13 protein-coding genes are annotated in these 10,804 nt (G+C 63.3%); 10 read left to right on the top strand and 3 right to left on the bottom strand.

Translation table 11 applies throughout. The features are described from left to right. Together mutL and EOA33_RS12215 are read right to left on the bottom strand one after the other, a co-directional pair. Positions 1-368, bottom strand: a 368-nt coding sequence (gene mutL, locus EOA33_RS12220; RefSeq protein ID WP_190234260.1) for a DNA mismatch repair endonuclease MutL, incomplete at its 3' end; no start/stop codon positions are given. Positions 369-493: 125 nt separating this feature from the next. After that, positions 494-1,396, bottom strand: a complete 903-nt coding sequence (locus EOA33_RS12215) for a LysR substrate-binding domain-containing protein (RefSeq protein ID WP_127405735.1) — start codon at positions 1,394-1,396, stop codon at positions 494-496. Between the two features lie 91 nt (positions 1,397-1,487). On the opposite strand from EOA33_RS12215, the gene EOA33_RS12210 reads away from it, so the two are divergent. The 3 genes from EOA33_RS12210 (at position 1,488) to EOA33_RS12200 (ending at position 5,527) form a co-directional block, all read left to right on the top strand. Continuing rightward, entirely contained in the window at positions 1,488-3,038 is a 1,551-nt protein-coding gene (locus EOA33_RS12210; protein ID WP_127405734.1) for a trimethylamine methyltransferase family protein, read from the top strand. Between the two features lie 42 nt (positions 3,039-3,080). Then, on the top strand, positions 3,081-4,730 hold the full coding sequence (locus EOA33_RS12205; RefSeq protein WP_127405733.1) for an ABC transporter substrate-binding protein: 1,650 nt from the start codon (positions 3,081-3,083) through the stop codon (positions 4,728-4,730). A 98-nt stretch (positions 4,731-4,828) separates the two neighbouring features. Next, complete coding sequence (locus EOA33_RS12200) at positions 4,829-5,527, top strand: B12-binding domain-containing protein (RefSeq protein WP_126054101.1); 699 nt, start codon at positions 4,829-4,831, stop codon at positions 5,525-5,527. Positions 5,528-5,611: 84 nt separating this feature from the next. On the opposite strand, the gene EOA33_RS12195 is transcribed toward EOA33_RS12200, so the two are convergent. Continuing rightward, positions 5,612-5,752, bottom strand: coding sequence for an entericidin A/B family lipoprotein (locus EOA33_RS12195; protein ID WP_126054100.1), 141 nt, complete (start codon positions 5,750-5,752; stop codon positions 5,612-5,614). A 64-nt stretch (positions 5,753-5,816) separates the two neighbouring features. Between EOA33_RS12195 and EOA33_RS12190 the strand changes: the two genes are divergently transcribed. The 7 genes from EOA33_RS12190 to EOA33_RS12160 all read left to right on the top strand — a co-directional run. Continuing rightward, a complete protein-coding gene (locus tag EOA33_RS12190; RefSeq protein WP_126054099.1) occupies positions 5,817-6,446 on the top strand; it encodes a DUF1638 domain-containing protein in 630 nt (209 codons plus the stop codon). Positions 6,447-6,471: 25 nt separating this feature from the next. Beyond that, positions 6,472-7,050: a DUF4893 domain-containing protein gene (locus EOA33_RS12185; RefSeq protein WP_126054098.1), complete on the top strand. Its 579-nt coding sequence runs from the start codon at positions 6,472-6,474 to the stop codon at positions 7,048-7,050. A 133-nt stretch (positions 7,051-7,183) separates the two neighbouring features. After that, positions 7,184-7,966 carry a formyl transferase gene (locus EOA33_RS12180; protein ID WP_126054097.1) on the top strand — a complete coding sequence of 261 codons (783 nt, stop codon included), beginning with the start codon at positions 7,184-7,186 and terminating at the stop codon, positions 7,964-7,966. 136 nt (positions 7,967-8,102) lie between these two features. After that, complete coding sequence (locus tag EOA33_RS12175) at positions 8,103-8,405, top strand: virulence factor (RefSeq protein WP_126054096.1); 303 nt, start codon at positions 8,103-8,105, stop codon at positions 8,403-8,405. Beyond that, positions 8,398-8,997, top strand: a complete 600-nt coding sequence (locus tag EOA33_RS12170; RefSeq protein ID WP_126054095.1) for a methylenetetrahydrofolate reductase C-terminal domain-containing protein — start codon at positions 8,398-8,400, stop codon at positions 8,995-8,997. The genes EOA33_RS12175 and EOA33_RS12170 overlap by 8 nt, the downstream gene beginning before the upstream one ends. Then, on the top strand, positions 8,994-10,085 hold the full coding sequence (locus EOA33_RS12165) for a methylenetetrahydrofolate reductase (RefSeq protein WP_126054094.1): 1,092 nt from the start codon (positions 8,994-8,996) through the stop codon (positions 10,083-10,085). Before EOA33_RS12170 ends, EOA33_RS12165 begins: the two co-directional genes overlap by 4 nt. An 80-nt stretch (positions 10,086-10,165) precedes the next feature. Beyond that, positions 10,166-10,804 (top strand): dihydropteroate synthase (locus EOA33_RS12160; protein ID WP_127405732.1); only part of this gene is annotated, 639 nt, incomplete at its 3' end.

The following is a 10,804-nucleotide window of genomic DNA, read 5'->3' as shown; positions in this document are numbered from 1 at the left end:
ATGCCGATCTCTGCGGCGCTGTCGCCTGCGGCCGTGCGCGAGCGGATCGACAGCCGCGCCACCGAGCCGATCGAGGGCAGCGCCTCGCCGCGGAAGCCGAGTGAGCGGATGTCGAGGATGTCGTCTGAAAGCTTGGAAGTGCAGTGGCGTGCGATTGCCAGCGCCAGTTCCCGCTCCGGGATGCCGGAGCCGTCGTCGGTGACGCGGATCAGGTTCAGCCCGCCGCCGGCGGTGACGATGTCCACGCGGGACGCCCCGGCATCGAGCGCATTCTCCACCAGTTCCTTCACCACGCTCGCCGGACGCTCGATGACCTCGCCAGCGGCGATCTGGTTGATCATCGTTTCGGAAAGCTGGCGGATGGGCATCCGGAGATTATAGGCGGATTCGACAGCATTGGGGGAGGGGTGGAATGACGTTGGCAACAGCCACCGCCGTGATCCCTCGCGCTCCGCTTTGGCCTGCCGGCGTGGCAGCGCAGAAGCTGGCGACCTCACGCCTGTGTCACCAGCCAGTCCCTTACCTTGCGCGCATTGTCGCTGAGTTCGCGGTTCTTTGGCCAGATGACGTAGAACCCGATGCCGGTTCTCAGCACATGATCCGTCACCGGCACCAGCAGCCCCGATGCCACGAGGCGCTCGACCAGGTGCCGCCAGCCGAGCGAGATGCCTTGCCCTTCCATCACCGCCTGGATCACCAGCGCATAGTCGTTGATGCGCAAGCCGCGTTCGGCGTTGCGCAGACTGGTTCCGGCCGACGCGAACCACTCGTCCCAGTTCGGCGCCTCGCGATAGGGTTCCTCCAGATGGATGAGCCGGTGCGTGGCGAGTTCCTCGACCGTTTTCGGCTTGCTGAATTTGGCGAGGTAGCTGGGGCCTGCGACCGGGAAGATCTCCTCGTCGGAGAGCGACAGTGAATGATAGTCCGGCCAGTCGCGCGGCATGCCGCCGCGCACGCCGAGCGGGATTCCCTCGGCGATGATGTCGAGGTCGCGATCGGCGGTCTGGATACGCAGATCGATGCCCGGCAGCTCGTCGCGGAATTGCTGCAGGCGCGGCATCATCCAGAACGAGCCGAAGGCGGTCGACGCGGCCAGCGTGACATGGCCGCCGGTCGCCTGCAGGCGCAGGTCCTCCGCCGATTTGCGGATATGCGAAAGGCCGAGCGAGACATCGGCGTGGAAGCGCTCGCCGGCCTCCGTCAGGACAACCTGGCGATGGCGGCGCTGGAACAGCTTGGCGCCGAGCTGCTCCTCCAGTCCGCGCACGGCATAGGACACGGCCGCCTGCGTCATGCCGAGCTCTCGCCCGGCGGCGGTGAAGCTCGACAGCCGGCCGGCCGCCTCGAAGACGATCAGGCTGCCCGCGGAGGGCAGGAGGTGGCGCAGGCTTCGCATAAGCAGAGTTTATACAAGCGATCAGGATTTTCCAGCGTCACAGCCATATCTCCTGTCGCTAAGTTGGCGGGCTGTTGGAGGATAAATTGTCATGAATGCACCGGCCGTTGCAGTGACCGAACATGCTAACCGCAGAAGCGGCGGCCGCCTGGGGCGCAAGGCGATGCGGGGCGCCCCCATAGCCTCGTTTCCGACGCTGGTGCGCCAGATCCCCGCCTATCAGATGGTTCCCGACGAGGCGGTGGAATTGATCCACCAGGAGTCGCTCGCGATCCTCGAAGAGGTGGGCTGTGAGTTCCGCGACGACGAGGCGATCGCCCTGTGGAAGGCCGCGGGGGCCGATGTCTCGGAAACACGCGTCCGTATCGACCGTGCGCTGTTGATGGAGCTGGTTTCCAAGGTCCCATCGGAATTCACCCTCAACGCCCGCAACCCCGAGCGCACCGTTCGCGTTGGCGGCAAGAATTCCATCTTCGTGCCGATGTATGGCGCGCCCTATGTGCGTGACCTCGACAACAACAGGCGCTACGGCTCGCTCGCCGACCTCAACAATTTCCACAAGCTCGCCTACATGGCGCCGGCGTTGCACTCGTCGAGCTCGGTCATCTGCGAGCCGATGGAAATTGCGGTCCCGAAGCGTCACCTCCACATCATCCATTCGGCCCTGAAGCACTCCGACAAGCCTTTCATGGGCATCGTGACGTCGAAGGAACGCGCCGAAGACACGATGGCGATGGCCGGCATCGTCTTCGGCGAGGACTATGTCCGCGACAATTCGGTCCTTGTCTCGATCACCAACTGTAACTCGCCGCTGGTGTGGGACGCCACCATGCTGGACGCGATGAAGGTCTATGCGCGCAGTAACCAGCCGCTGATCCTGGCGCCCTTCGCTCTGTGCGGCGCCTCGACCTCGGCCTCCGCCGTCGGCGCGGTGGCGCAGGTCAATGCGGAAGCGCTGGCCGGCGTCGCCTTCACCCAGCTGCTGCGTCCGGGCTCGCCGCAGATCTACGGCCAGTTCATGGTGACGGTGGACATGAAGACCGGAGCGCCGATGGGCGGCACGCCGGAGGCGGCGCAGATGATGTATCTGATGGGCGCGCTGGCCAGGAAATATAAACTGCCGTGGCGTACCTCGGGCTTCCATGTCGGCTCCAAATTGAACGACGCCCAGGCCGGCTACGAGGCGAACATGCTGATGCATGCCGCCATCCTCGCCGGCGCCAACTACATCTGGCATTCGGCCGGATGGCTGGAGGCGGGGCTGACCTGCGGCTATTCGAAATTCGCCACCGACTGCGAGCAGCTTGTCGGCTGGTACAAATATGCCGGCGGCCTTCCCTTCGACGATTTCAAGGAAGCGATGGCGGCGATCCGCGAGGTGGGGCCGCAGGGCCATTTCCTCGGCACCCAGCACACGCTCGAACATTTCGAGTCCGCTTTCTTCATGCCCTCGATCATGGACTTCAATTCGTACGAGCAATGGAACGCCGAAGGCGCGAAGGACCACGACACGCGCGGCCGTGAGAAGGCGCGCAACATGCTGGCCGACTATGAGGAGCCGAAGCTCGACGAGGGCATCGCCGAGGGTCTCAAGGATTTGATCGCGCGGCGTGAGGAAAAACTGCCGGACAGCGTTAGTTAGTAAGACAGGCGAAGAACCTGACGAACCATAAGGGAGGAAAACATGACGCTCTTCAGAAGCAATGGCGACCGCGTGCCGGGCGCTATCGAGGCAATGGCAGAAGAAACGCGGGCGGGCCGCATGGACAGGCGTGAATTCCTGGCCCTGGCCAGCGCCTTCGGCGCGTCGACGGCGTTCGCCTATGGCATGATCGGCCTTGCCGCGCCGACAAAAGCACTGGCCGACGAGCCCAAGAAAGGCGGCACGCTGCACGTCTCGATGTCGGTCAAGGCGCAGAAGGATCCGCGCACCTATGACTGGACCGAGATGGCGAACGTCACCCGTTGCTGGCTGGAGCCGCTCGTCCGCTACACGCACCAGTTCACCTTCGAGCCGGTGCTGCTGGAGAGCTGGGACATCAACGACGACGCCACCGAATACACGCTGCACCTGCGCAAGGGCGTCACCTGGAACAATGGCGATGCCTTCAACGCCGATGACGTGGTCTTCAACCTGAATCGCTGGTGCGAGAAGGGGGCGTCCGGCAATTCCATGGCCGCCCGCGTCGGCGCGTTGGTCGACGCCAAGACCGGTAAGGCAAGGGATGGCGCAATCACCAAGGTCGATGACCATACGGTCAAGCTGAAGCTCAGCGAAGCCGATATCGCGATCATACCGGGCTTCACCGACTATCCGGCGCTGGTCGTGCATCGCGACTTCGACAAGGATGGCGCCGACCCAATCAAGAAGCCGATCGGCACCGGAGCGTTCGAGCTGGTATCCTACGATGTCGGCCAGAAGGCGGTCGTCAAGCGTCGCGAGAACGGCAAGTGGTGGGGAGGCGAAACGCCGCTCGACGGTGTCGAGTTCATCGACTACGGCACTGACTTCAACGCCACGCTGAATGCCTTCGATTCCGGCGAGATCGACCTCGATTTCGAAACGCCGGCCGACTTCATCGACGCCCTCGACAAGATGGATCTGGTGAAATCGGAGGTCGCGACGGCGACCACGCTCGTTGCCCGCACCAACATCACCCACAAGCCCTATGACGATCAGCGGGTGCGCAACGCGCTGCAGATGGCCGTCGACAACGATGCCGTCATGCAGCTCGGCTATGCCGGGCGCGGCACGGTCGGCGAGAACCACCACGTCAGCCCGATCCATCCCGAATACTATCCGCTGCCCAAGAAGGCACGCGATGCCGCCGCAGCCAAGAAGCTGATGGCCGATGCCGGGCAGGCCGACTTCGAGCATGAGCTGATCACCGTCGAGGACGAATGGCAGAAGAACACCGGCGATGCGATTGCCGGCCAGTTGCGCGATGCCGGCATCAAGGTGAAGCGTACGGTGCTGCCGGGCTCGACCTTCTGGAACGACTGGACGAAGTATCCTTATTCGATGACCATCTGGTACATGCGTCCGCTCGGCGTGCAGGTACTGGCGCTCGGCTATCGCTCGGGCGAGGCCTGGAATGAGACGGCGTTCGCGAATCCGGATTTCGACACCAAACTCAAGGAGGCGCTCTCACTGGCCGATCCCGCCAAGCGCAAGGAGGTCATGAAGGACGTCGAGCAGATCCTGCAGGATTCCGGCGTCATCATCCAGCCGTTCTGGCAGAAGCTCTACTGTCACATGAGCAAGAAGGTGAAGAACTATTCAATGCACCAGACCTACGAAATGGATTTCCAGAACGTCTGGCTGGACGCCTGAAATAACTCCCGAGACTTGCAAGCAACTGCCGCCGGCACCTCTGACAAAAGGTGCCGGCGGTCCGTAAATCACTCATGAGCAATTGGCGCCGAGAAAAAATGTCCGACGACGAGATCATCCTTTCCGAGCTTTCCGACGACGAGCTCGTGCAGCAGATGCACGACGACCTTTATGATGGTCTGAAGGAAGAGATCGAGGAAGGCACGCATATCCTTCTCGAGCGCGGCTGGGCACCCTACAAGGTGCTGACCGAGGCGCTGGTCGAAGGCATGCGCATCGTCGGTGAGGATTTTCGCGACGGCATCCTGTTCGTGCCGGAAGTGCTGTTGTCGGCCAACGCCATGAAGGCCGGCATGGCCATCCTGCGCCCGCTGCTTGCCGCCACCGGCGCGCCCAAGCAGGGCAAGATGGTGATCGGCACCGTCAAGGGCGACATCCACGACATCGGCAAGAACCTCGTCGGCATGATGATGGAGGGCGCCGGCTTCGACGTCATTGACCTCGGCATCAACAATGCGGTCGAGAAGTATCTGGAGGCGATCGAGCAGCACCAGCCCGACATCATCGGCATGTCGGCGCTGCTGACCACCACCATGCCCTACATGAAGGTCGTCATCGACACGATGAAGGAAAAGGGCATCCGCGACGACTATGTCGTGCTGGTCGGCGGCGCGCCGCTCAACGAGGAGTTCGGCAAGGCTGTCGGCGCCGACGCCTACTGCCGCGACGCGGCGGTCGCGGTCGAGACCGCCAAGGACTTCATGAAGCGCAAGCACAATGTGCGGGCTTCGGCCTGAGCCCAGCCGCTTGGCAACGACCAATGAAAAAAGCCGCGCCTTGCAGCGCGGCTTTTTTGTTCCCAGATTCTGGAAGACCGTGGATTAGGGATTCTTGACCGTGTCCTCGACGGCATTGGCGGTCGATTTGACGTCCTTGCCGACCCCGCGGATCGTATTGGCGCAGGCCGAAAGGGCGAGCGCGCAGGCAAGAATGGCGACGGGGCCAAGGCGCGACAGTTTCATGGACGGTGTCTCCCTCGTTCTGTAGATTCGAAGATAACGCAACCAAGTCGGTTTGGCTGGTTCTATGAGTGCCGTGCGAAAAGCGCAACCCGATCAAGGCGAAAGGCTGCTCGTCATCGCCTGCGGGATGATTGCGCGCGAAGTTCTGGCCGTCAAGCAGCAGCTCGGGCTCGATCATCTCGACCTGACCTGCCTGCCGGCGGAGTTCCATTTCTATCCCGACCGCATCCCGCCGGCCATGGACAACGCGATCGAAAAGGCCAAGGCCGAGGGCTACCGGCACATCTTCGTCGGCTATGCCGACTGCGGCACCGGCGGCATGCTCGATCGCATCTGCGAGAAGCACGGCGTCGAGCGCATGGCCGGCCCGCACTGCTTCGCCTTCTACCAGGGCATGGACGCCTACGCGAAGGTCGCCGACGACGACATGATGTCGTTCTACATGACCGATTTCCTCTGCCGCCAGTTCGATGCCTTCTTCATGAAGCCGCTGGGCCTCGACAAGCATCCGGAGCTGATCAAGGACTATTTCGGCAATTACAAGAAGCTGGTCTATATCGCCCAGACCGACGACCCGGAACTCGACAAGGTCGCCGAGAAGGCGGCAGCTCTGCTGGGACTTGCCTATGAACGCCGCCCGACCGGCTATGGCGATCTGACGACGGAACTGGCCGAAGCCGCCGCTTTCGGCTGACCTGCTAGTCAAGAGGGGGAATTCGATGCGTTTCCGGGCTTTGCTTCTGTCTGTGAGTCTGGGTGTCTGCCTGATCGTGCCGGCTCACGCCGATGGGGAGGTGCAGAAGCTGATCACCGCCGCCGACAAGGCGCGGCTCGGCAAATATGGCGAGACGCGCAAGGCGGCCCTCGAAGAGGCGAAGGCCGGCGATCCGGCCGAGGTCAAGCAGTTGGATAGCCTGCTCGCCAAGCCGCTGGTCGCTTTCTCAGACAAGGACCTAACCGGCAACTGGAAGTGCCGCACCATCAAGGCCGGCGGCTTGAGCCCGCTCGTCATCTACGGCTGGTTCAAATGCAAGGTGAGCGATGACGGCTCCGGCTGGAGGCTGGAAAAGGTAAGCGGCTCGCAGCGCACCAAGGGCCGCTTCTTCGACGACAGCGAAAAACGCGCCATCTATCTCGGCTCCTTCACCGTCAACGAAGATCCGGCCAAGCCCTATGGCAGCGGCCCGCAAAGCGACCAGGTCGGCTATGCCTTCCGCAACAGCGCCAGCGAATGGCGCATTGAATTCCCGGCGCCCTACTACGAATCGAAGCTCGACATCATGGAATTCAAGCGCTGATTCCTTCCGCCGATCGGGCCGTCACCAAGGATTAACCCGGCCAGCCTAGCATGCCGCGCGTTTGCGCAGGCCGCTCCCATCCGGGCGCGCCGGGCGCTCCGACACCAGGTGTTCCCTAGGGGCGGCACGAACCATGGCAGCGCCAATGGCAGATCCACGACCGATCGTCGTCGTCACCGAGGGCGGTCCGCACATCTGGGCGATCGTCAACGCCATCGCCGACCGGCTGGGTCCTGTCAGCGTCATCGTCGAAACACCTGAATCCAAAAAGCAATTGCTTCTCGGCCGGGCTCGGCGTCAAGGCTGGATCTCGGCCATCGGGCAACTCGGCACTATGGTGCTGACGCGGCTCGGCAAACGCTTGTTTTCCGGCCATGCGGCACGATTGATCGCCGAGCAGAAACTGGAGACCGAACCCCGGCCCGGCCAGACCAGAATCGACGTCCCCTCGGCCAACGCGCCAGAGTCCCTTCAGGCGATCGCGGACATCAAGCCAGGCGTAGTGCTACTTGCCGGCTGCCGGCTGTTGTCGAGGCAGACGCTGGCGAAGATGCCATGCCCGGTGCTCAACTATCATGCCGGCATCTCACCCAAATATCGGGGCATGAACGGCGGCTACTGGGCGCTGGCCTCGGGCGACACGGGCAATTTCGGCACCACCGTGCATCTGGTCGATGCCGGCGTCGACACCGGCGGCGTGCTGAGGCAGGCCCGCGGCAAGCCTGAACCGGGCGACACCATCTCAAGCTACGCGCTGCGGCAGGCGGCGTTCTCGCGCGACATCTGCGTCGCAGCGGTCGGTGACGCCCTGGCGGACAAGCTCGCCACATTCGATCCCGGCCTGCCCTCGAAACAGTGGTACCATCCGACGATCTGGTACTACCTTTGGACCGGCTTGACGAAGCGCATCTGGTAGCCGGCCGGCCACTCTATTTCACCTTTCTTTTTGCGACCTCCAATAGCGTCGCTTTTGAATGCGCGCGCGTCGTCCCATAACAAGCGGCCCCAATGCGCATGCGGCAATGCTCGCAGCTTCGAGGAGTGAGAAATTTATGGCCGATCTGATCGTCGTCTACTGGCGCGACATCCCCGCCCAGGTCATCGTCAGGAAGGGCCGGCAGAACGCCAAGCGCGAACTGCCGCTGCGCTTCACCGAGGCGATCGACATGTGCGCCATGCGCACTGGCGCCGGCGGTACGGACGACTATCTGGCCGAATGGCGCAAGGCCGACCCGGTTCCGGTCGGCGACGACATCGAAGCCGAGGTCGAAAAGGCCTTCCAAGAGCTCGACACGAAATACGACCGCGAGCGGCTGGTCGCTCTGGTCAAGGCGGGCGGAAAAGAAAATGTCTGATAAGCAACCGACCGTTACCCAGGCCACCCTGGTCAAGAAGGCAGCGCCGAAATCCGACTACAAGCCGGCCGACGTATCGCCGCAGCGGCGCGTCCAGCGCTCCTTCGCGGTGAGATTATGGTCGATCCGGCACTCGCGATTGCTCGAATGGTTCTACAGCCGCTTCGCCGACGTCTTCCTGCTGCTGCATCCCTTGTGGAAGGGCATCGGCTATGGCCGCGTCGAGGCCCCGGTCAAATTCGTCGAGAAGCGCGTCAAGGGCTTCATGTTCGACTGCCGCATGTGCGGCCAGTGCGTCTTGTCCTCGACCGGCATGTCCTGCCCGATGAACTGCCCGAAGCAGTTGCGCAACGGCCCATGCGGCGGCGTGCGCGCCAACGGCAATTGCGAGGTCGAGCCCGACATGCCTTGCGTCTGGGTCAAGGCCTGGGAAGGTTCGCGTAACATGGTGCATGGCGACAAGATCCTCGACGTGCAGAAGCCGGTCGACCAGTCGCTGCGCGAAACCTCCGCCTGGCTGCGTGTCACCGCGCAAGCGGCCGCAACCCGCGAGGCTGCCCAGAATACGCCTAAAACCGGAGCCTCCGCATGACCATCCGCCAGCGCGACGAGAACCCGGCCGGCATCCACCTGCCGCTCGATCCCCTGCCCGGCCATACTTCGCGCGGCCGGCTGGAGCGCGTGCTAAGGCGCGGCGAGTTCGCGGTCACCACCGAGCTCAACCCGCCCGACAGCGCCGATCCGGAGGACGTCTATAACCGCGCCAGGATTTTCGACGGCTGGGTCGACGCCATCAATGCCGTCGATGCCTCCGGCGCCAATTGCCACATGTCCTCGGTCGGCATCTGCGCGCTGCTGACCCGCATGGGCTACGCCCCGATCATGCAGATCGCCTGCCGCGACAAGAACCGCATCGCCATCCAGGGCGACGTGCTGGGCGGCGCCGCGATGGGCGTCGCCAACATGCTCTGCCTTACCGGCGACGGTGTGCAGGCCGGCGACCAGCCCGGCGCAAAGCCGGTGTTCGACCTCGATTCGATGTCGCTGCTCGAGACCTGCCGCATCATGCGCGACAACGGCAAGTTCCTGTCCGGCCGCAAGCTGACGACGCCGCCGCAGATCTTTCTAGGCGCCGCCGTCAATCCCTTCGCCCCGCCCTTCGATTTCCGCCCGATCCATCTCGGCAAGAAGATCGCCGCCGGCGCCCAGTTCGTGCAGACGCAGTACTGCTTCGACGTGCCGATGTTCAAAACCTTCATGCAAAAGGCGCGCGATCTCGGCCACACCGAAAAGGTCTTCATCCTGTGCGGCGTCGGGCCGCTGGCCTCGGCCAAGACGGCCAAGTGGATCCGTTCCAACGTGCCGGGCATCCATATCCCCGACGCGATCATCAAGCGGCTGGAAGGAGCGCAGGACCAGAAGAAGGAAGGCAAGCAGCTCTGCATCGACATCATCAACGAGGTGAAGGAAATTCCGGGCGTCGCCGGCGTCCATGTGATGGCCTACCGGCAAGAGGAATATGTCGCCGAGATCGTCGATGAATCGGGCGTGCTGAAGGGCCGCCAGCCCTGGAAGCGCGAAATCCGCCGCGACGACCAGCTGGTCGCAGAGCGGCTCGATCACATTCTGCATGACGAGATTACCGAAACCCAGGTGGACATGGTGAAGACCGCGCATTGAGAGCCCGGGCGATCACCATTCGCTTGAACGAAATCAGATAACGATATAAAGAACTCTTTATATCACGACGGAGAGATTGCATGACCCGCACCATCGTCGCGTCGGCGACCAGAGAAATCATCATCGGCTTCGACCAGCCCTTCTGCGTGATCGGCGAGCGCATCAACCCGACGGGCCGCAAGAAGCTCGCCGCCGAAATGGTGGCCGGCAACTTCGAGACCGTCATCAAGGACGCGCTGGAGCAGGCCGCCTGCGGCGCCACCATGCTCGACGTCAATGCCGGCGTCACCGCCGTCGACCCCAATGCCACCGAGCCGGCGCTGCTGGTGCAGACGCTGGAGATCGTGCAGGGCCTGGTCGACCTGCCGCTGTCGATCGACAGTTCGGTCACCGCTGCCATCGAGGCGGCGCTGAAGGTTGCCAAGGGCCGCCCGCTGGTCAACTCGGTCACCGGCGAGGAAGAGAAGCTCGAAGCGATCCTGCCGCTGGTCAAGAAGTACAACGTCCCGGTCGTCGCCATCTCCAACGACGAGACCGGCATCTCGATGGATCCTGACGTGCGTTTCGCCGTCGCCAAGAAGATCGTCGAGCGCTGCGCCGATTTCGGCATTCCCGCCCATGACGTTGTCGTCGACCCGCTGGTGATGCCGATCGGCGCGCTGGGCGATGCCGGCCGCCAGGTGTTCGCGCAGGCGGCGCAGCAGCGCGAACACCTGGCG

The organism is Mesorhizobium sp. M4A.F.Ca.ET.050.02.1.1 (assembly GCF_003997725.1).
Classification (GTDB): domain Bacteria; phylum Pseudomonadota; class Alphaproteobacteria; order Rhizobiales; family Rhizobiaceae; genus Mesorhizobium.
This window is presented reverse-complemented; position numbering and strand designations above follow the sequence as displayed.

What these genes read in the sequence shown, in the direction of transcription:
- EOA33_RS12215 (WP_127405735.1), bottom strand. Translation starts at nt 1,396, where the DNA reads ATGCGAAGCCTGCGCCACCTCCTGCCCTCCGCGGGCAGCCTGATCGTC.
- EOA33_RS12210 (WP_127405734.1), top strand. Translation starts at nt 1,488, where the DNA reads ATGAATGCACCGGCCGTTGCAGTGACCGAACATGCTAACCGCAGAAGC.
- EOA33_RS12205 (WP_127405733.1), top strand. Translation starts at nt 3,081, where the DNA reads ATGACGCTCTTCAGAAGCAATGGCGACCGCGTGCCGGGCGCTATCGAG.
- EOA33_RS12200 (WP_126054101.1), top strand. Translation starts at nt 4,829, where the DNA reads ATGTCCGACGACGAGATCATCCTTTCCGAGCTTTCCGACGACGAGCTC.
- EOA33_RS12195 (WP_126054100.1), bottom strand. Translation starts at nt 5,752, where the DNA reads ATGAAACTGTCGCGCCTTGGCCCCGTCGCCATTCTTGCCTGCGCGCTC.
- EOA33_RS12190 (WP_126054099.1), top strand. Translation starts at nt 5,817, where the DNA reads ATGAGTGCCGTGCGAAAAGCGCAACCCGATCAAGGCGAAAGGCTGCTC.
- EOA33_RS12185 (WP_126054098.1), top strand. Translation starts at nt 6,472, where the DNA reads ATGCGTTTCCGGGCTTTGCTTCTGTCTGTGAGTCTGGGTGTCTGCCTG.
- EOA33_RS12180 (WP_126054097.1), top strand. Translation starts at nt 7,184, where the DNA reads ATGGCAGCGCCAATGGCAGATCCACGACCGATCGTCGTCGTCACCGAG.
- EOA33_RS12175 (WP_126054096.1), top strand. Translation starts at nt 8,103, where the DNA reads ATGGCCGATCTGATCGTCGTCTACTGGCGCGACATCCCCGCCCAGGTC.
- EOA33_RS12170 (WP_126054095.1), top strand. Translation starts at nt 8,398, where the DNA reads ATGTCTGATAAGCAACCGACCGTTACCCAGGCCACCCTGGTCAAGAAG.
- EOA33_RS12165 (WP_126054094.1), top strand. Translation starts at nt 8,994, where the DNA reads ATGACCATCCGCCAGCGCGACGAGAACCCGGCCGGCATCCACCTGCCG.